General features: G+C 53.9%; 19 protein-coding genes. 9 read left to right on the top strand and 10 right to left on the bottom strand.

The features are described 5' to 3' along the window. Positions 1–93 precede the first annotated feature (93 nt). On the bottom strand, positions 94–2406 hold the full coding sequence (gene lptD / locus WKR14_RS15970; RefSeq protein WP_101055646.1) for an LPS assembly protein LptD: 2313 nt from the start codon (positions 2404–2406) through the stop codon (positions 94–96). Positions 2407–2565: 159 nt separating this feature from the next. On the opposite strand from lptD, the gene WKR14_RS15965 reads away from it, so the two are divergent. The 5 genes from WKR14_RS15965 to WKR14_RS15945 all read left to right on the top strand — a co-directional run bounded on the left by WKR14_RS15965 (position 2566) and on the right by WKR14_RS15945 (position 6808). Next, complete coding sequence (locus WKR14_RS15965; RefSeq protein WP_339086873.1) at positions 2566–3624, top strand: aminoglycoside phosphotransferase family protein; 1059 nt, start codon at positions 2566–2568, stop codon at positions 3622–3624. Continuing rightward, positions 3621–4304: an N-acetylmuramate alpha-1-phosphate uridylyltransferase MurU gene (gene murU, locus WKR14_RS15960; RefSeq protein ID WP_339086872.1), complete on the top strand. Its 684-nt coding sequence runs from the start codon at positions 3621–3623 to the stop codon at positions 4302–4304. The genes WKR14_RS15965 and murU overlap by 4 nt, the downstream gene beginning before the upstream one ends. A gap of 81 nt (positions 4305–4385) precedes the next feature. Further along, positions 4386–5159, top strand: coding sequence for a co-chaperone DjlA (djlA, locus tag WKR14_RS15955; protein WP_339086870.1), 774 nt, complete (start codon positions 4386–4388; stop codon positions 5157–5159). Between the two features lie 58 nt (positions 5160–5217). Beyond that, a complete protein-coding gene (locus WKR14_RS15950; RefSeq protein WP_234556227.1) occupies positions 5218–5832 on the top strand; it encodes an outer membrane beta-barrel protein in 615 nt (204 codons plus the stop codon). Positions 5833–5854: 22 nt separating this feature from the next. Further along, complete coding sequence (locus WKR14_RS15945; protein WP_144225239.1) at positions 5855–6808, top strand: D-2-hydroxyacid dehydrogenase; 954 nt, start codon at positions 5855–5857, stop codon at positions 6806–6808. A gap of 16 nt (positions 6809–6824) precedes the next feature. Here the strand turns inward: WKR14_RS15945 and WKR14_RS15940 are convergent, their stop codons facing one another. Then, a complete protein-coding gene (locus WKR14_RS15940; RefSeq protein WP_339086867.1) occupies positions 6825–7373 on the bottom strand; it encodes a class IV adenylate cyclase in 549 nt (182 codons plus the stop codon). An 11-nt stretch (positions 7374–7384) separates the two neighbouring features. Then, complete coding sequence (gene purT / locus WKR14_RS15935; RefSeq protein WP_165565510.1) at positions 7385–8560, bottom strand: formate-dependent phosphoribosylglycinamide formyltransferase; 1176 nt, start codon at positions 8558–8560, stop codon at positions 7385–7387. Positions 8561–8744: 184 nt separating this feature from the next. Here purT and WKR14_RS15930 point away from each other — a divergent pair, with 184 nt between their 5' ends. Next, the gene (locus WKR14_RS15930) at positions 8745–10211 is read left to right on the top strand and encodes an AAA family ATPase (protein ID WP_165565509.1); all 1467 of its coding nucleotides are present in this window, start codon (positions 8745–8747) and stop codon (positions 10209–10211) included. On the opposite strand, the gene WKR14_RS15925 is transcribed toward WKR14_RS15930, so the two are convergent. Beyond that, a complete protein-coding gene (locus WKR14_RS15925) occupies positions 10202–10729 on the bottom strand; it encodes a DUF4136 domain-containing protein (protein WP_339086864.1) in 528 nt (175 codons plus the stop codon). The two genes, WKR14_RS15930 and WKR14_RS15925, sit on opposite strands and share 10 nt — an antisense overlap. Before the next feature lie 150 nt (positions 10730–10879). On the opposite strand from WKR14_RS15925, the gene WKR14_RS15920 reads away from it, so the two are divergent. Continuing rightward, positions 10880–11191: a DUF1289 domain-containing protein gene (locus WKR14_RS15920; protein WP_101055629.1), complete on the top strand. Its 312-nt coding sequence runs from the start codon at positions 10880–10882 to the stop codon at positions 11189–11191. Here WKR14_RS15920 and WKR14_RS15915 read toward each other — a convergent pair. Genes WKR14_RS15915 through WKR14_RS15900 form a run of 4 tightly spaced genes read right to left on the bottom strand, consistent with a single transcriptional unit; the run spans position 11178 to position 14485 of the window. Next, on the bottom strand, positions 11178–12455 hold the full coding sequence (locus WKR14_RS15915) for an ATP-binding protein (RefSeq protein ID WP_165565508.1): 1278 nt from the start codon (positions 12453–12455) through the stop codon (positions 11178–11180). The genes WKR14_RS15920 and WKR14_RS15915 overlap by 14 nt on opposite strands. Positions 12456–12474: 19 nt before the next feature. Beyond that, the gene (locus WKR14_RS15910) at positions 12475–13188 is read right to left on the bottom strand and encodes a response regulator (protein WP_101055623.1); all 714 of its coding nucleotides are present in this window, start codon (positions 13186–13188) and stop codon (positions 12475–12477) included. Then, positions 13188–13607, bottom strand: coding sequence for a DUF3019 domain-containing protein (locus WKR14_RS15905; RefSeq protein WP_039033170.1), 420 nt, complete (start codon positions 13605–13607; stop codon positions 13188–13190). The genes WKR14_RS15910 and WKR14_RS15905 overlap by 1 nt, the downstream gene beginning before the upstream one ends. A gap of 5 nt (positions 13608–13612) precedes the next feature. Continuing rightward, positions 13613–14485, bottom strand: coding sequence for a MipA/OmpV family protein (locus tag WKR14_RS15900; RefSeq protein WP_339086861.1), 873 nt, complete (start codon positions 14483–14485; stop codon positions 13613–13615). Between the two features lie 203 nt (positions 14486–14688). On the opposite strand from WKR14_RS15900, the gene WKR14_RS15895 reads away from it, so the two are divergent. Both WKR14_RS15895 and WKR14_RS15890 read left to right on the top strand, forming a co-directional pair. Continuing rightward, positions 14689–15864 (top strand): acyl-CoA dehydrogenase, encoded by a 1176-nt coding sequence (locus WKR14_RS15895; protein WP_101055616.1) that lies wholly within the window; start codon positions 14689–14691, stop codon positions 15862–15864. A gap of 13 nt (positions 15865–15877) precedes the next feature. After that, entirely contained in the window at positions 15878–16411 is a 534-nt protein-coding gene (locus WKR14_RS15890) for a GNAT family N-acetyltransferase (RefSeq protein ID WP_224867864.1), read from the top strand. On the opposite strand, the gene WKR14_RS15885 is transcribed toward WKR14_RS15890, so the two are convergent. After that, positions 16412–17506, bottom strand: coding sequence for a calcium:proton antiporter (locus tag WKR14_RS15885; protein ID WP_165565507.1), 1095 nt, complete (start codon positions 17504–17506; stop codon positions 16412–16414). 253 nt (positions 17507–17759) lie between these two features. Then, entirely contained in the window at positions 17760–18716 is a 957-nt protein-coding gene (locus tag WKR14_RS15880; RefSeq protein WP_165565506.1) for a TerC family protein, read from the bottom strand. Positions 18717–18833: the final 117 nt, after the last annotated feature.

Raw genomic sequence — 18833 nt, 5'->3', positions numbered from 1 at the left:
TTCGTTTCGTTGGCCGCCGATGGCAGCGGCCCGGGTTGTCCAGATTGGACTCTCTGTCCTGTCCGAGGTTCAGCAATCTACCACAAATCTTGATTAATTCCTCAGATAAAGTGGTTTGCGGTAGTTGAACAGACCTTCATCCAACATGTCGTTGACCCCCAGCGGGCCTGAGCCGCCGAGACCTTTGATCACAAAGTTGAGGTAGACGCCGGTTTCGAACATTTCGCGTTCGTTGGGGGCCGCACTCCTGAGGTCGTCCTCATAGTTGGTCTTGATGCGGTAGTGGTAGCTCAAACGCACTGCCCAGCAGCATGATTCGTACTGGAAGCCGGTATAGCTTTCCACTGAGCGTTCCTCTTTAAGATCGTAATACCAGTTGCCGACAAAATAGAGTTCATCGGTAATAGGCCAGGTAGTACGGAAACCAGCCTGGGAGATATCCACTCTGTCGTTGGTGTTACTGTTGAGCAGATCCGGCACATAACGATAGCTGAACTGCAGCAGTTTGTTAGGGCCGGGGCGGTAGTCCAGAGATGCTTCGCTCTTCTTGTTGGAGCTGTTACGGGTATCGTATTGAATCGCACCGCTGACAAACCAGTCTTTGTAGACTCTGGCATCCAGCTCAGCGGCCAGTACCGAGGTGGATGGCTGCTCTGTGAGGTCATCTTCATAGAGGCTGACCTTGCTGTCGTCGAAGTAGATGATCTGGCCCAGGCTGAACTTCAGTTGTTCCAGGTTACGTTCATCAAACAGGCGGGTGGTCAGACCCAGGGTCAACTGGTTGGCATCGGCGATGCGGTCCAGCCCCGAAAACCGGCGGTCGCGGAACAGACCGAAATAGTCCTGTTGCAGTTCACCCGTGTCATAAAGACCGATTTTGGACTGGTCTTCATAGCCGACATACAGATACTGGAACTGAGGTTCCAACGTCTGGCGATAGTTCTGGTTAAAGTAGTCGGTATAGCGCTCGAAGTTTATCTGACCGTGAATCCTCACCTGAGGCAAGGTACGGCTGATACTGCTCTCCTGGTCGGGCTGCTGAATATTGTGTTGCCAGTAGTTGGTTTGCATCAACTTGACTTCACTGGTCAGCGACCCAGCCGGACCATGTATAGGCAAAAGGATACTGGGCTCCATATGTACCCGTGTTGCCGTGGTGTAGATATCTTCTTTGTGACGGAAGTTGGTTATCTCTGAGGCGAAGTTGAAATCCAGGCCTTGCCACATTCCCGGAGTGCGGTAGTTGAAGTTCAACTGCGGCATCACCTGATAGGGCCGCTCTTCCTTGCCCAGTACCTTAATGTCCTGCACCCTGGCACTGAAGTCCCAGTTATCGGTGAAATAGGCGATTTCGCCAACCCGGGACAGCTGGTTGTCCGTGGCACGATTGACATCAGAATTGAGATCGTTGAAGTAGTTGTTGTCCGAAACATCGGTATAGTTGGCCAGCACCCGCCAGTTTTCATCCAGGGCGTCGCTGTGTTCCCAGTGATACATATAGCGGTTGGGGCTGCCATCGAGCATGTTGTCGCTGCCCAGGTACTCCAGATTGAACTGGCCTGTAGGCGTTTGCCGATCGCCGGGGTCGCCCAGCAGATAGCGGAATTCTGTCTTGGTAAACAAGCCCCGCGACGACATATAGTGCGGGGTAAAGGTCAGATCGTACTCGGGGGCTATGTTCCAATAAAACGGCGCGGCAAATTCCACCCCGTTGGTGGTGCTGGAGCTGAAACTGGGAAACAGGAAACCTGTCTTGCGTTTCTCCGAAACCGGCACTGTCATATAGGGGATGTAGAATACCGGCACTCCGCCTATTCTGAGTTTGGCGTCCCAGATCTCCCCCCACTCTTCTTTGCTGTCGATTTTGATCTTCTCGGCTTCCAGCAGCCAGGAGACATTATCCGGTGGGCAAGTGGTGAAGTTGGTGTTGTTCAGGATCAGGTTGTTGTTTTGGGTGATTTCCAGTTTCTGGGCATCACCGTGAACCTGTTGACCGTGGAGCCAGTACTGTGCCCCTTCAAGGGTGGCGTTGTTGGAACGCATCTGCGCCATCAGCGAGTCGGCGGTCACGGTAAACAGCGGGTCTTGAAATACCAAGTTACCCTGAGCGGTTAATTGTTGTTCCTGCTGATTAACAGTAGCCCTTTCGGCGGAAATTTTGCGCCCGGCCTGAGAAAAGGTCACATTGCCTTCAAAGCTGGCCTCGAGCCCCAATTGCGCCGAAGAAGCATCCGAATGGATCTGTATTTTTTGATCGGCCAAAGGGCCGCTGCTTTCCCCATCCTGATGGTAGGGAACCGGAGGCAAGATAACACATTGAGCGTTGTTGCCGCCCTCCTGAGGAAGGGGTTCAGCCAGCGTCAGGGGGGGTAAAAGGCTCAGTGCCAGAAAATATCGGATCTGCATCTTAGGTCAATTATTTAGATTTCTTTGTCTGGACAAGTATTCGGAGGGAAAAGTTGCATCCTGCCTCGGGCAACGCAGCCATAAAAACTCTGTATTTATTGGCTGTTTCCTGTTTTTTACCTCGGTATAATAAAGCAATTTTTCGTCAAGAGCCATGAGATGACCTTGTCTGATCCCAGATTTCTTTCCATGTCGTGCTGGTTGCAGCAACTTTTCGGTAAGCCTTTGCAAGCCAAGCTGATTTCCGGTGATGCCAGCTTTAGGCGTTATTTTCGTCTCAATGTGGATGGTCGTGACTACATAGTCACAGACTCTCCGCCCAACTTATTGGATAACAAGCCCTTTATTGCCTTGGCGCGGGCGTATCATCAAGCGGGTATCCGAGTGCCCAAGGTGCTTGAATTCAATGAGGCGGAGGGCTTTATTCTGCAGCAGGATCTTGGTGATAAGTTATTGTTGCCTGAGTTGACTGAAACCAATGTGAGTGCTTGGTATCTCAAGGCGCTGGCGATTTTGCCGGATATCGCGGCGGTGCGGGAAAGTGAGCTTGGCCCCTTGCCTGACTATGATGCGGCCTTTGTCGAGCGCGAGCTGGCGATTTTCAGCGAGTGGCTGCTGGATAAACACTGGCAAGTCTCCCTGACAGCCGCTGAGCATACCATGTTGACTGAAAGCTTTGCTATTTTGACGGCGAGCGCGCTTGCGCAACCCCAAGTCGGCATGCATAGGGACTTTCACAGCCGTAATCTGATGCTTAAAGACGGTAAGCTTTGGGTAATAGATTTTCAGGATGCCGTGTTGGGGCCTGTGACCTATGATGCAGTCTCGCTGTTGAGAGATTGCTATATACGTTGGCCGGATGCGATAGTCGAGCCGCTGCTCAAAGCCTTCTTTGAACAGTGCCGCGAGCAGGGGGTGGTTGGCAAAGATGTTGATTTTGCCACCTTCAGTCGCTGGTTCGATCTCATGGGAGTGCAGCGACACCTGAAGGCGGCGGGTATCTTTGCCCGCTTGCACCACAGAGATGGCAAGTCAGGTTATCTCAAGGATATACCGCTTACACTCGGCTATGTGGCCGATATCTGCGAGCGTTATCCTCAGTTGCAGGCGCTTTCCTCCTGGGTCAGGCTAAGGTTATTGCCGCTGACTCAGCAGCCGGCTCAACCAGAATCTCAACCACAGCCCAGACCACAAGCAGAGGCAAAGGAGCACAAATGAAGGCGATGATTCTGGCAGCCGGCAGAGGGGAGCGTCTGCGTCCATTGACCGACAAGCTGCCTAAACCTCTGGTGTCCGTGGCCGGTAAGCCCTTGATTGAGTATCACATTGAACGTTTGGCCGCCATGGGCGTGACTGAATTGGTGATCAATTGCGCCTGGCAGGCGGACAAACTGATTGAACACCTGGGAGACGGCAGCCGTTTTGGCGTGACGATTCATTACAGCCGTGAGATTGAGGCGCTGGAAACCGGCGGCGGGATCAAAAAGGCTCTGCCGCTACTTGGCAACGCGCCTTTTTTAGTGATTAACGGCGATGTGTTTATCGATGCCATGCCTGAGCTGCCCAATTTGGCTGCCGATACGCTGGCGCACCTGTTTCTGGTAGATAACCCGGCGCAGCATCCCGAGGGAGACTTCGCCTTACAGCCGCAAACATCCGGCCATTCGAGGGTCTGCGACAGTGGCGCGCCCAGATACACTTTCTCCGGGGTGGGAATATATCGCCCAGAGTTATTCGATGGGATAACAGAAACACATTTCGCCTTGGCGCCGCTGCTGCGGCAAAAGATGGCGCAGGGGCTTATCAGCGGCAGTCATTTCACGGGTTACTGGTGTGATGTCGGCACTCTGGACAGGTTGCAACAGCTGGAGCTGAGGCAGGCTAAAGGGGCTGTTTAACCACGAGTCAGCAAGCGGACACAAGACAGTTCAAGATTGAATATTGGCCCGGCCAAGCGCGGGCACACTATGGGATAACAGATGCGTATTTGGGGTAAATTTTTCGGCGGTGTCATCGGCTTTATGTTCGGGCGTTTCTTCGGCGCCTTGCTGGGGATCTGGCTTGGACATCTATATGACAAGCGGATGGCGGCTGCTCAAGGGGAAAGTGCCGGCAGTCGGCAGGCAGAGTTTTTCAACACCACTTTTGCCGTTATGGGGCATATCGCCAAGGCTTCTGGACGGGTGACTGAAAATGATATCCGCATGGCCACCAGTCTGATGGATATGCTGCGCCTCAGCGGCGCGGCGCGAAAAGATGCCCAGCAGGCGTTTCGCGAGGGTAAGGAGCCGGATTTTGAACTGGAAGCCAGTCTGCGCCGTTTTCGGCGTATTACCTTTGGTCGCCGGGAAGTACAGCAGATGTTTCTGGAAATTCAAATCCAGACAGCCCTGTCAGACGGTGAGCTGCAGGACAAGGAATATGCAATACTGCAGGTGATTGCCAGAGAGCTGGGGTTCAGCAGCTTTCAGCTCGATGAGCTGCTCAAGCGTTGGCAGGCAGAGTTTCGCTTCCAGCAAGCGCCCGGTGATCATAGACCATCGGTTTCCGATGCCTATGAAGTCTTGGGGCTGTCGGAGTCCGCCAGCGATCAGGATGTCAAACGCGCCTATCGTAAATTGATGAATGAACACCATCCGGATAAATTGGTAGCCAAGGGCTTACCGGAAGAGATGATGGAGTTGGCCAAGCGTAAGGCCCAGGATATTCAGGCGGCTTATGACAGGGTCAAGAGCAGTAGAGGAATGCGCTGAGCCTCGCCCTTGGGTGTCGGCTCATGCCGTGAAAGAGGGTTCACCCAAGGAGAGCGCCATGAAACTTGCTTATTCAATTCCCTTGCTATTGGCCCTGAGCGGTCAGGCTCAGGCCGAAGTGTTTGTTGCGCCGTTCGGCGGCTACAGCTTTGGCGGCAATGATCTGGACTACAGACCCAGCGAAAGCACGGTTAATAACAAGAGTAGTGCGGATATTACCGAGGCCGGTCATTTCGGCTTTATGTTGGGGCTGACGACGTCAGAGCCGGGTGACATGTATCTGCTTTACTCCCACCAGGGCACAGAGCTCAGTGGCAGCGGTTTCCCGGGCACTGACAAGCTGATGGACCTCAGCGTCGATTATCTGCATCTGGGGGGCACGCTCTATTTCCCCAAAGACAAGCTGCGGCCCTATGTCACCGCCAGTGCCGGTTTGACGCAATTGCGTCCCGAGTATGGCAGCAACGAAACCCGTTTTTCCATGGGGCTTGGGCTGGGGCTGGATTATCAACTGCTGGAGCAGCTATCCCTGTTTGTCGATGTGCGCGGCTATGCGACCCTGATAAGCAGCGACAGCAGCCTGTTTTGCGATGCCAATCAGTGCTTATGGCATATCAAGGGCGATACCCTGTGGCAGGGACAGGCCAATCTGGGGTTAAGATACCGTTTCTGAGTGGAGTAACAAAGAGGTGAGTATGAGCTTAAAAATAGTGGTTCTGGATGGCTTTTGTCTCAATCCCGGCGATCTCGATTGGTCGCCACTCAAGGCGCTTGGAGAGCTTAGCATCTATGACAGAACTCCGGCGGAGCTTGTGCTGCAGCGCGCCCAAGGCGCCGATGTTTTACTCACCAACAAGACAGTGCTCGGGGCGCAGCAACTGGCGGCGCTGCCTGGGCTCAAGTACGTAGGCATTCTTGCCACGGGCACCAATGTGGTTGACTTACAGGCCGCCGGCGACCTTGGCATCACAGTCACCAATGTGCCTGGCTATGGTCCGGATGCGGTGGCGCAGATGGTCTTTGCCCATCTCTTGTATCACACCCAACAAGTGGCGCAGCACCACCAGGCGGTGGTGGCGGGGGCCTGGAGCCAGTGCGCCGACTTCTGTTTTACGCTGTCACCGCTGATGTCACTCTCGGGCAAGGTGATGGGAATAGTCGGTTATGGTGATATAGGCTCGCGAGTGGCGAATATTGCCAGGGCGATGGGGATGCGGGTGCTGCTGCATACCCGAACCGAGCGCCATGACCTGGCCGAAGGCATCAGCTGGGCGCCACTGGAGCAGCTGTATCGTGAAGCCGATGTGATCTCGTTGCACTGCCCGCTGACAGCGGCGACCGAGAAGATGATCAATCAAGACTCGCTGCAGCTGTTAAAGCCCGGAGTGATTTTGATCAATACCGCCCGTGGCGGGCTGGTGGATGAAACTGCGCTTGCCACAGCACTCAATCAGGGCAAGTTGCGGGCCGGAGTGGATGTGCTCTCCAGTGAACCCCCTATGCCTGACAACCCCTTACTCAAGGCCAAAGGAGTCAGCATAAGTCCGCACAATGCTTGGGCGACGCGAGAAGCCAGGCAGAAGCTGTTGGATATTGCCGTGGACAATCTGCGCGCCTTTATTGGCGGAGACTCTGTTAACCAGGTTTAGACGCTATTAACCGAGTTTAACTGTTGCACAGTTGCCGATAGGAGCGGGACTCCAACATGGCTTGGGTCAGCCCGAACCGGGCCGCCAGTTGCCAAAGCTCGCTGCGAAGCTGCTCCAGCTTATCGCTATCGTCGGTCATGATCGCCAGCTCGGCAAAATCGCCGAGCCCCGCCAGGCTGTCCAGTGTCATATGCCACTTGCCGATAAAGTAGATGCTGCGGCGTTTTTGCAGCCGCTGCACCGGCACATAGCCCATGGCGCTGAGCATGCTATGGGCCCTGGCGGCATCCGAGATATTGACCGCTTCACAGCAATCCGCTCCTGGGCCCTTGAGGATCCACAGCAGATTGTTGGATGGCTGCATCTCCCGGATGCACAGCGATTTGTCCGCCGCGGCCAGTTGACCATCCGGGGTATCGAAGTAGCAGTCGTCCTCCTGATTATCGGCAAACATGCACTCATGCTCCATGGCATTGAGGTGCTCAAGCAGTTGTTGTTTGCTGCAAGACTCATTCAGACGGAACTTGAGTTCCACTTCATACTTACCCTGAAAATGCTGGCTCATGGCGGTCTCTTTTAAAAAATCACTTCCACTTTGGCGGCGCTGCGCAGCGCCTTGTCTATGGCGCTTTGAATATCCAGATCCCTTGCCAGGGCAACTCCCAGACGGCGGCGACCATGGATCTCCGGCTTGCCGAACAGTCGCAGCTGGGTGTCGGCTTCGCTCAGCGCTGCTGCAAGACCTGTGTAGCGCAGGTTGTCTGAGTCGCCTTCTTTGAGCACCACAGCCGAAGCGCTGGGGCCGTGCTGGCGGATATTGGCGATCGGCAATCCGAGAATGGCACGCACATGCAGGGCAAACTCGGATAGATCCTGGCTTATCAGGGTTACCATGCCGGTGTCGTGGGGCCGGGGCGAGACTTCAGAGAAGTAGACTTCATCGCCCTTGATAAAGAGTTCTACCCCAAACAAACCATAGCCGCCGAGCGCCTCAACCACTTTGGCGCCTATCTGTTGCGCCTTTTCCAGGGCCGTTTGGCTCATGGCCTGTGGCTGCCAGGATTCGCGGTAGTCACCGTCTTCCTGCCTGTGGCCTATAGGCGCACAGAAATGAATGCCGTTGACTGCACTTATGGTGAGCAGGGTGATTTCGTAGTCGAAAGGCACAAAGCCTTCGACTATCACCCGGCCTTGACCGGCGCGGCCACCTTGCTGGGCATACTCCCAGGCCGCGGCTATCTGGGCTTGCTCGCGGATCACGCTCTGGCCCTTGCCCGATGAGCTCATCACAGGCTTGACCACACAGGGCAAACCTATTTGGGCCACCGCCTGATTGAATTCTGCCTCAGTGTCACAAAAGACGTAAGGCGAGGTGGGGATCCCCAGCGTCTCTGCTGCCAGACGGCGAATGCCTTCTCTGTCCATGGTCAACTGGGTGGCTCTGGCGGTGGGCACTACCTTCAGGCCTTCGGCCTCCATTTGCGCCAGCGTCGCTGTGGCTATGGCTTCGATTTCCGGAATGACCAGATGGGGTTTTTCCAGCTCGATGACGGCGCGCAGCGCCTCGGGATCGAGCATGTTCACCACATGAAAACGATGGCTGACCTGCATGGCAGGGGCATTGGGGTAGCGGTCGACGCCGATGACTTCGACGCCCAGGCGCTGCAGTTCAATCGCAACTTCTTTGCCCAGTTCGCCGCAGCCGAGCAGCATGGCGCGCACGGCGCCTTGGCTAAGGGGAGTGCCTAACATAGTGTGGGTACCTTTGGTTATTGTAGCTGCCTGTGGCAGCGGATTTTTTTGCTAGTTTACCCTTTGGCAATCGGCTTGGGCGGAAGGCTTGATAAATTGTGCGCTGGATCACTGCTTGCGCTGCTGTGGCGGATGTTGAAACTTTGTTATTCTTAAGTCCGCTATTATCGTGCGGGAAGCCAGAATGCAGGATGTCAAAGACTTAACCGGGGTGCTCAGGGGCGGTACGCCCCTGGTGATAATTGAAACGTATGAGGAGCCCAGGGTATTGGAGCTGCTCAAACGAGTGGCCGGTGTGCTGATGCGGCCCCTCTATGGCTGGAGTGTTACCCAGGGGCTCAAGCGGCTGGACAGGGAAGTAGGTGTGCAGAAATTCAATGCCGAACCGACCGATATTCTGGCGCACATCAAGGCCAGCCAGCAGCAGGGGATCTATGTGCTCTGTGACTTTCACCCCTATGTGGTTGAGGCGCCGCGTAACGTGAGAATGATCAAGGAGATTGCCCTTGAGCACGAAACCTTGCAACACACCCTGGTGATGGTTAGCCACGCCTTTGATGTTCCCCCTGAACTGAGCCGATACTGCGCTCATTTCTCCCTCTCCATGCCAGGGCAGGCCCAGTTGGAAAACCTCATCATAGAAGAAGCGCGCCTGGCCCGAGCCAAAGGGGTTTTGAATCGTCTCGATGAAGCCGTGATCCCGCTGCTTGCCGGTAATCTTCGCGGTCTGAGCCATGCCGATGCCCGCCGTCTTGCCCGTAAGGCTATCTGGGATGATGGCGCCTTGTGCCACTCGGATATTCCCGTGGTCAACAAGGCCAAGTTTGCGCTTTTGGATATGGAAGGTGTGTTGCAATTTGAGTACGACACCTGTGACTTTGCCGATGTTGCCGGGCTGTCGAGACTCAAGGAGTGGCTGAGCCACAGGCGCCTTGGCAGCGATGAGCAAGCATTCGATACGCCCAAGGGCGTGATGCTGCTAGGGGTGCAGGGCAGCGGCAAGAGCCTGGCGGCCAAGGCGGTGGCCGGTATCTGGCAGCGGCCATTGCTGCGCCTGGATATGGCCGGACTCTACAATAAGTACATAGGCGAGACGGAGCGTAACCTCAAAAAAGCGCTGGAGATGGCGGAATTGATGGCGCCCTGCGTACTCTGGATAGATGAAATTGAAAAGGGGCTGGGCAGCAGTAACAGCGATGAAGGCACCTCGAAGCGGATCCTCGGCACCCTGCTGACCTGGATGGCAGAGCGCAAGTCAGAAGTCTTTATGGTGGCAACCGCCAACGATATCAGCGCGTTGCCCCCCGAGCTGCTGCGTAAGGGACGCCTGGATGAGATATTTTTTGTCGACCTGCCGGATAGCGCCACCCGGGAGGAGATCTTCCGCATCCACTGCCGTAAGCGCAATATCGATCCGGCCGCGCTGGAATTGGCGACTCTGGCAAGCGCCAGTGAAGGTTTCTCCGGCGCCGAGATAGAGCAGGCGGTTATTTCTGCCCGTTATGCCGCGAGGGCCGCGGGGCAGGAGGCCAATCAGGCCTGGCTGCTCGATGCTCTGAGTCGGACTCGCCCCTTATCTGTGGTGATGGCCGAAAAGCTCAACGCTTTGCGTCAATGGGCCAACGGCCGCACTGTGATGGCTCACGGTTGAGGCGGAAACTGGCTCAGGATCCGCATCACTGTTTCCCGGGTTGCCTGAGCCTTACCTTCGCCGCCATCGCTGAAGCTGAACTGATCGCTGCCGCGCCAGATGAGGCGGTTGCTGCTCGCTTCTATGATATCGATTTGTATGGTTTGGAGTTTGGCATCTGCTCCCAGAGGTACACCCACACTTGTGCCTACACCTATGCCGCCGCCAGATCCCCAGGTGCCGCTGCCAAGGCCGATGGAGAGGCCTGAATCTTTCGGCTTATCTGTAGTGCGAAAGGCAAAGGAAACCTTGAAGTCTGCTGACTCTTTGACTTCGATAAATTGTTTGCTTTTCAGCGTGTCGATAATCGCCTGATTGATCCGCTCGGCGCTCAGGGGATCATCACTGCTGGAAATCGGCAGCGGGGTGAACTTTTGTAGCTTGGCTAAGCTGTATCCTGGGTCGTAGTCTTGTTTCGGCTGCTGGGCGCAGGCTGTCAGCAGTAGGGGTAACAGCAGCAAGAGTGTCCTGAATTTCATCGCTTGTCCTCCGTGAAAGGATATACCTTACCCTGTGACTTTGTGCCAAAGCGGCCGTCTGTGCAAGGTGTGGATAAAAAATCGCCTTTTTAAGAATGAGATGATATACCTAAGGTTCAGCCGTCAGAGAGAGCCTGCATTTACGCCCCTATGGAACAACTGGTCTTTTTTGATATCCCCAGCCCCTGTATCGGTGTCTGCCAGACAGATGCCAAGGGCTATTGCAAAGGTTGTTTTCGGAACCGCGAAGAGAGGTTCGATTGGCTCAACTTCTCCAACGCCCGCAAGTTGGATGTTATTCGCCTTTGCAAGGCGCGTAAAAGGCGTTGGCAACTGGCGCAGATAAAGGCTCGCAGGGAGCAGCTAAAGGTGGAAGAGCTGCAGTTGAATCACAGCCTGGACTTTGATGCCAAAGGCGACGAAGACGAATCTCTGGATTTCAGTGATTTCAGTCTCGATTGAGTTCTCGCTTGGGCAGGCTTATGCAAAAACGGGTTTCCCCGGGGCGGCTGAACAGCAGGATTTCCCCATGATGGCGTTCGGCTATACGCTTGATTATTGCCAGTCCCAGCCCAAAGCCTTTATTGTTGTTGCGTGAGGTGTCGCTGCGAACAAAGGGTTCGAATATCTTGCGTTGTTCCTCTTCGGGGATCCCCTCACCATCGTCTTTAACCTCGATAGTCACTCTGTCTTTTTCATCACTTAGGGTTACTAGAATTTGGCTTTCGGCAAAGCGCTGGGCATTGGTGAGCAGGTTTTGCAGTGCTCTTTCAATCAGGGCCGGTTCACAGGTGAAGAGTAGTTTGGCGACGGAGCTATCCAGGGTTATTGGAATCGGGCTCAGGCTCTGCAGTCTATCTATCACTTGACGGCAGAGGGCGCTGAGATCGCAGTTCTCCTGCCTCAGCCCTGTTTGGGCCGACTCCAGGCTGGCATAGGTGAGCATCTCCTGCAGCAAGGATTCCATCTCTTTGACATCTTCTGTCATGCCGGCAATAAAGTCGGCTCTGGCGGTTTCATCGGCGCCTTCACGGCAATAGTTGGGGATCAGCGCCAGGGCAAACTTGAGCCTGGCCAGCGGCGTGCGGATCTCGTGGGAGACGGCATTGGCCAGGTGGCGTTGGTTGTCGATAAGAGCACCGATATGCCGCGCCATCTCATTGAAGGTTTGTGCCAGGGGTTTTACCTGAGAGCGGGGTGACAGCTTGATACGGGTATCCCATTTGGCTTGTCCGAGGGCTTCGGTTGCTTGTTTGAGCACCTTGAGGTCTCTCGATAGCGGCCAGACCCAAACCAAGGCCACACCGGCCAGCGACAGATAGAAAAACAGGGTGAATAGGCCACGTAGTCTGGCTCTGGGATCTGTGTCTATCGGGCCTGTCATTAGCACCTGTTGGTCCAGGCGGATAAACTGCATCTGTCTACCTGAGTTGGTCAGGGTAGTGAAGACTTCACCGGGAGCCAACTCGCCATCATCGGCCAGGGTGATCTTGTCGGCACTGAACAGACGCAATGGATAGGTGGCATTGACATTGGCGGCAGCGATCGCCTGTTGCCGCTGTTCTGGGCTCATGGGCTTCAAGATGGCAGCCATGGCCATAAGCGGCGCATCGGCCAATAGTTCCGCCTCGTCATCGTGTTGCTGCCAAAGGGCGTCTAGGGTCCATCCCAGCCCGAGAAAGCTCAGGCTGATCAGTAGATACAAACTGATGAAGAGGCGTTTCACGCGGTAACCTATTTGGGGATTAGCTGTTCCAAGCTTCGGGGGCAAATAGATATCCCTGGCCCCAAACCGTTTTAATCCTGAATGGCGTTTCTATGTTATCGCCCAGCTTCTTGCGCAGGCGGGAGATACGTACGTCTATCTTGCGATCCTTACCGTCGAAGTCGATATTGAGCAGGCACTGATAGATATATTGGCGGCTCAGTACTTGGCCGGCCTGGGATGCCAGCAGCCACAGGAGTTCAAATTCGTGACTGGTGAGATCCACCTCTTTCTCGCCTAAACGAATTGCCTGAGTGTGAGGATCTATGCTCAGCTTACCAAAACTCAGGCAGTGGGATTCGGCCATAGGTGGCTTGGTATGACGTCTCAACAGATTGTTGATCCGTGCGACCAGGAGCGCCGGGTCAACCGGTTTTACCACATAGTCATCGGCGCCCAGTTCCAGGCCTTTGATCTGATCTTCATTGGAGCCAAGCGCGCTCATCAGCAGGATCGGGCCGGCAAAGTAATCCGGTAGTTTTTCGCAAAGTGATAATCCATCCATGCCCGGCAACATGATGTCCAGCAGGATAATGTCCGGCTTGTAGTTGAGTAGTCTGGTCAGTACTGTGTCTCCGCGGCGCTCAACTTCTACATGCATGCCATGGGACTTGAGATAATCCACAATAAGGTTGGCCAGACGAATGTCGTCTTCTACCAATAAAACTCGGTGAGTCGATTGAGCTGAGGTCATCAGAATAAACTCCAAGGGTTGCGATATCTGCGCCTGACATTGGTGTCAGATACGGGGGTCGTTCTAAAGTAAACGCCGGCTAAGGTTTGCCATGTGTCTTTATCTACCATGACAAAATGAATGTCCTCACTGGTTGTAAGCCGGAATGTGAGGCTGTGCACATCTTCAGTTTCACTGCACCAACGTTGTAACCCTTCATAATCAGAAAGGATACAAACCGCACCATTTGTATTTGTCCAGCTTAAACTGACGTCAAGCGAACAGGTGTCCTCTTCACTCTTGAGAATGCAGAGCTGAGGTGTGATAGCCAGCTTGATTTCTTGATTGTTATTATCTGGGTCAGCCTGCACCTTGGTTGCAAATATCATTGACAACATCAGCAGCAGGAACAGCCAACGCCAGCTGTTTGCTATGCGCACCTTGTTTAAAACCTATAGGCAGCACCAATGAAAAAAGCCCTGACATCATCTTCATCCAGCAGAGGGCTCTTGGCTATTTCATCGGCAAGTTTGGTATAACGCAGTCCCAATACAAGATCCCAGTCCTCGTTGAGGCTATAACGGCCGGTAAACTCCAGCCCGCGGTTAAAGCCTGAACTCCCCTGGTAAGCCTGACTCCAATAGGCATTCTCGCTTGGTCTTACGCCAAAGTAATAATCGACTATTTCTTTACTCTTCCACTCTATATTCAGGGCGAATTCAAGTTTCCAGCGTTCCAAATTCAGATGATACAACCACCTGGCTTTGGCCTCAGTGCCCTGGTGAACATTGAACATATCATGAGTAAGCGAAAGATTCAGTATACCGTATTGAGTGTAAAAAAAAGCCTCGGCTCCGCCAAGAAATGTAAAGTGTCTGTCTTCCAATTCATTAAATACTTTTGGTGGTTCATTGGCTTGCATTAACATCATGGGTGCCGCGCGACTCTCGGTGGCCTTGGACATCTGAGAGCTGCCACCGAAAGTAAACACATTGCTGGGATCCCAGCGATAGAAAAAAGCCCGCTCTCTGCTGTAAGCCGTCATCAGATTAATGGTGTAGTTCTCCGACTCTGCCAGGGTCAGTCCCAGATTACCATTGTCAAAAAACCAGTTTTCACCATAGTAGGCAATACTGGGAATGACATAGAGAGGAATATCGTCCTGCTGGCGTAAGGGGTTGGTTTTTTGACCGTAACCCAAGGCCAGTCCAAGATCCCATTTATCAGTAGGGATGCATTCTGTCTCTTTGCAATAGGGATGCGCCCAGGCATTGAGAGACAAGAGGCCGATTATGAATAAGCAGAGCCGTACAGACATTGAATACCGAAAATATTACTAAAAGCTATGACTAAGAATAGTGCTGAAGACTAACATTTGTCCGGCGCAAATTCAGAGATTTCTTTCATGAAAGTAGCAATTTGATACAGACGTAATCTTTGTTTGGCGGAGGTTTCAGCGCTGGGCAGAAATCCGGGACTGAGGTAGCATGATGAAAATCAGCTGAAAAAAAGGACAAAGCTATGGCCCGTAATCCCTTCGATTGGCAAGATCCCTTGCAGTTTGACAGTCTGTTGCAGCCGGAAGAAAGGATGATCCGTGACACTGTGCATGAATATGCCCAAAGCAAGTTGCAACCCAGGATCCTGCAGGCAAATCGCGAGCAATACTTTGATCCCGAGATCATGACAGAGCTTGGTGCTCTGGGGTTACTCGGGGCGACTCTGCCGACTGAATATGGCGGCGCCGGGGTCAACTATGTCAGCTATGGCCTGATTGCCCGGGAGATAGAGCGGGTCGACAGTGGTTATCGTTCGGCCATGAGTGTGCAGTCCTCTTTGGTGATGCATCCGATTTTTGCCTACGGCAGTGAAGAGCAGAAACAGAAATACCTGCCAAGGTTGGCACGGGGAGAGCTGATTGGCTGTTTTGGCCTGACCGAGCCGGATGTGGGGTCAGATCCCGGCGGCATGAAGACTCGCGCCGAAGCCATCCCGGGAGGGTATCGGCTCCATGGCAACAAGATGTGGATCACCAATTCACCGATTGCCGATCTCTTCCTGGTTTGGGCCAAGCTGGATGGGGTTATCCGCGGCTTTTTAGTGGAAAAGGGCACTCTTGGGTTGTCGGCGCCCAAGATAGAGGGCAAGTTCTCTCTCAGAGCCTCGATAACCGGCGAAATCGTGCTGGACGGGGTTGAAGTGGGTGTCGAGGCCTTGCTGCCCAACGTCGAGGGGCTCAAGGGACCCTTTGGTTGTCTCAACAAGGCCAGATACGGCATCGCCTGGGGCGCGTTGGGCGCGGCCGAGTTTTGCTGGCATGCCGCGCGGCAATATAGTCTGGACCGAGTCCAGTTTGGCAGGCCGCTGGCGGCCAATCAACTGATCCAGAAAAAGCTGGTGGACATGCAGACAGAGATCACCACGGCGCTGTTTGCCTGCTTGCAGGCCGGTCGTTTGCTGGATCAGGGCAGTTTGGCTATCGAGGCCATCTCGCTAATCAAGCGTAACTCCTGCGGCAAGGCGCTGGAGATCGCCCGCCAGGCCAGGGACATTCACGGTGGTAATGGTATTAGTGATGAGTTTCATGTCATCCGGCATCTGATGAACCTGGAAGCGGTCAATACCTATGAGGGGACCCATGATATTCATGCCTTGATCCTGGGACGGGCCCAGACAGGCTTGGCGGCTTTTAGTTAAGGAGAATAACAGAGTGCAGGTAACAGAGTTTGAACCCAAGGTGAGTCAGTCACAACAAGAGGTTGTGGTGCGCCACAGCGAGCACACGGATATTCCGGCAATACGGGCGCTCTTTACTCAGCCCAGCTGTTATGCCGGCACCTTGCAGCAGCCCTTTCCGTCACTCGAAAAGTGGTATAAGCGTCTGGGCGAACTGCCGGATGGTTATTATTCACTGGTCGCAGAGTGGCAAGGGGAGGTGGCCGGTCAACTCTCCTTACAGGTACAAACCAACCCCAGACGTAAGCATGTGGCCGATCTGGGGATGGCGGTGAGTGAAGAGTGCCGCGGTATCGGCGTGGGTTCTACGCTGCTGGCAGCCGCTGTGGATTTGGCCCATAACTGGTTGGCGGTGAGACGCCTAGAGCTGACGGTTTATACCGACAATCACGCCGCCATAGCGCTCTACAAACGCCATGGCTTTGTGATTGAGGGCGAGGCGCGGGACTATGCCTTCCGTGATGGCGAATATGTGGATGTGTTTTTCATGGCCAACATCCGCGAATGATTATTCAAACATCAAGAACAGATAGACCACAAACAACACCAGGTGAGTCGCCCCGTGCAGTGCATGGGTGCGGCCACTGCTGAAACTCACCTTACAAACCATCAGCGTGGTCACCAGCAGTACCATATCTGCGGGACTGAGCCCCAGTCTGACCTCTTCACCGGCAATACTGCCCACCAGAAGTACCGCAGGTACGGTCAGGGCTATGGTGGCCAGTACAGATCCAAAATAGAGATTCATCGCTCTTTGCAACTGATTGTTGAGCGCGGCTTTTATTGCTCCCACGGCTTCCGGCGCCAGAATAATACAGGCTACCAGGAAGCCCCCCAGGCTCGCCGGTGCGCCCAGAGTGGTAATGCTGTAGTTGATGGGCATGGCCAGGGTCTTGGCCAGTAGCATCACGGTCAGCAGGCAGATGAGCAACAGCACTCCGTGGTAGAGGTTGGAGTGGCTGGAGGCATGATGATGGTGCTCATCATCCAGGTGATCGGCGTCGACAAAGAAATGGCTATGGCTCTTGGTTTGGATCATCAGGAAGATGCCGTAGAGCATTATCGACACCAAGCCAAGCATCCAGGACATGGAAACCGATAAGCCGCCTATGCTGCCGCCTTCGGTAAAGTTGGGCAGCACCAGACACACCAGGGCCAGCGGGATAATGGCGACCAGGTAGGATTTTACCCCGTCGAGGTTGAATTGCTGGGTATGATAGCGCCAACCGCCCAGCAGCAGTGTCAGCCCCACCAGGCCGGTAGAGATGATCATCACCACGGCAAACATGGTGTCTCGGGCCAAGGTTGGGTTGGAGTCACCAGTCAGCATCACAGAGGAGATCATCACCACTTCCAGTGAGATCACCGACAGGGTGAGGATCAGGGTCCCATAGGGATCGCCCAGTCGAATCGCCAGAATGTCCGAATGCTTTACGACCCCAAAAATGGTCCAGATCACGACCACGAGCAGCAATATCGACAGCGGGATATAAATGGCAAGGGGAGCGCCGTCCGCCAGATACTCGGCGCCACCTGTCTTAAAGAACAGCAGGGTGACCAAGGCGATAAGCAGTGATATTTCTTCTTTGATAAAAGCCGGCATGGCAGGTTTCCGTTGTCGCGATAAACCGGCATTATACTTTGGCATTGGTGACAAAAAAAACACCAATGCACTGTTTTTCTCATTGTTTTCAGGTGTGATTCAAACAGACCCGTTGGGCGATTTTTTTCATTTCCTATTTAATTATCATAAGGCGGTGAGTTGTCGTGGAGTAAGTTGCTGCTGGGGAAAGCCGGACATTTTGTCCGGCGCTTTGATATCTCTTGAGTGACTCACAGTTAGCTGAAAAAATAAGCTATTGCTTTGGTGCTTGCTGACTTCGGGTCAGCCACAAACTACCCAGTATGCTGACCAGTAGAATAATTGCGATCACCGCCAGTGCCAGCATGATAGGCAGATGATAGATATCCAGTAGAAGCATCTTGATACCTATGAATATCAGGATCAGCGCCAGGCCATATTTGAGCAGGACAAAACGTTCGGCGGCGCCCGCCAATAGAAAGTACATGGCCCTGAGTCCCATGATGGCGAAGATGTTGGACGTCAGTACGATAAAGGGATCTGTCGTGACCGCGAAGATGGCCGGGATACTGTCTACTGCGAAGATGATGTCGCTGATTTCCACAGCGATCAACGCCAGCAGCAGAGGCGTGGCAAATAATATGCCGCGGCGACGCACCACAAAATGCTCACCCTGAAGATTTTTCACCACTCTCAGGTGTTTTCTGAGCCAGCCGAGCAGTTTGCTGTTGGAGAGATCGGTTTCATTATCTTCCTTGGCAAACAGCATCTTGGCGCCGGTAAACAGCAAAAAGGCCCCGAAAAGATACAGCACCCAATGGAACTGATTAATCAGCCAGGTGCCGCCAAATACCATGGCGGTACGCATCACTATGGCGCCCAGTACCCCGTAGAGTAGCACCCGTCTTTGCAGTTCGGCGGGGATAGCGAAATAGCTAAACAGCATCAACCAGACAAACACATTGTCCACGGCCAGGGCTTTTTCGATGAGGTAGGCGGTGAGAAACTCCAGCCCTTGCTGATTGGCGACTTCGAGACCTGCGGTCTGTTTCAGATAGAACCAGACTCCCAAGTTAAACAGCATGGCGACACTTATCCATACCAGGGTCCAGATCCCAGCTTCTTTGATAGAGACTTTATGGCTGTGACCACCGCCGACAAACTTAAGATCTATCCAAAGGATCCCCAGTACTATTACCAGAAATCCGCTCCACAACCACCAGGTACCCATTTCGTTATCTCCAAATACAACAAAGCCCGCCACCGACGGCAGGCCTGCTGAAGGAGCACGGATCTTGCCTGTCGGCAAGGTCTCACTTACAAAGCACAGCTCAGTGGCTTTGCCCGG

This window comes from Shewanella chilikensis (genome assembly GCF_037953065.1).
GTDB lineage: Bacteria > Pseudomonadota > Gammaproteobacteria > Enterobacterales > Shewanellaceae > Shewanella > Shewanella chilikensis.
This window is presented reverse-complemented; position numbering and strand designations above follow the sequence as displayed.

What these genes read in the sequence shown, in the direction of transcription:
- lptD (WP_101055646.1), bottom strand. Translation starts at nt 2,406, where the DNA reads ATGCAGATCCGATATTTTCTGGCACTGAGCCTTTTACCCCCCCTGACG.
- WKR14_RS15965 (WP_339086873.1), top strand. Translation starts at nt 2,566, where the DNA reads ATGACCTTGTCTGATCCCAGATTTCTTTCCATGTCGTGCTGGTTGCAG.
- murU (WP_339086872.1), top strand. Translation starts at nt 3,621, where the DNA reads ATGAAGGCGATGATTCTGGCAGCCGGCAGAGGGGAGCGTCTGCGTCCA.
- djlA (WP_339086870.1), top strand. Translation starts at nt 4,386, where the DNA reads ATGCGTATTTGGGGTAAATTTTTCGGCGGTGTCATCGGCTTTATGTTC.
- WKR14_RS15950 (WP_234556227.1), top strand. Translation starts at nt 5,218, where the DNA reads ATGAAACTTGCTTATTCAATTCCCTTGCTATTGGCCCTGAGCGGTCAG.
- WKR14_RS15945 (WP_144225239.1), top strand. Translation starts at nt 5,855, where the DNA reads ATGAGCTTAAAAATAGTGGTTCTGGATGGCTTTTGTCTCAATCCCGGC.
- WKR14_RS15940 (WP_339086867.1), bottom strand. Translation starts at nt 7,373, where the DNA reads ATGAGCCAGCATTTTCAGGGTAAGTATGAAGTGGAACTCAAGTTCCGT.
- purT (WP_165565510.1), bottom strand. Translation starts at nt 8,560, where the DNA reads ATGTTAGGCACTCCCCTTAGCCAAGGCGCCGTGCGCGCCATGCTGCTC.
- WKR14_RS15930 (WP_165565509.1), top strand. Translation starts at nt 8,745, where the DNA reads ATGCAGGATGTCAAAGACTTAACCGGGGTGCTCAGGGGCGGTACGCCC.
- WKR14_RS15925 (WP_339086864.1), bottom strand. Translation starts at nt 10,729, where the DNA reads ATGAAATTCAGGACACTCTTGCTGCTGTTACCCCTACTGCTGACAGCC.
- WKR14_RS15920 (WP_101055629.1), top strand. Translation starts at nt 10,880, where the DNA reads ATGGAACAACTGGTCTTTTTTGATATCCCCAGCCCCTGTATCGGTGTC.
- WKR14_RS15910 (WP_101055623.1), bottom strand. Translation starts at nt 13,188, where the DNA reads ATGACCTCAGCTCAATCGACTCACCGAGTTTTATTGGTAGAAGACGAC.
- WKR14_RS15900 (WP_339086861.1), bottom strand. Translation starts at nt 14,485, where the DNA reads ATGTCTGTACGGCTCTGCTTATTCATAATCGGCCTCTTGTCTCTCAAT.
- WKR14_RS15895 (WP_101055616.1), top strand. Translation starts at nt 14,689, where the DNA reads ATGGCCCGTAATCCCTTCGATTGGCAAGATCCCTTGCAGTTTGACAGT.
- WKR14_RS15885 (WP_165565507.1), bottom strand. Translation starts at nt 17,506, where the DNA reads ATGCCGGCTTTTATCAAAGAAGAAATATCACTGCTTATCGCCTTGGTC.
- WKR14_RS15880 (WP_165565506.1), bottom strand. Translation starts at nt 18,716, where the DNA reads ATGGGTACCTGGTGGTTGTGGAGCGGATTTCTGGTAATAGTACTGGGG.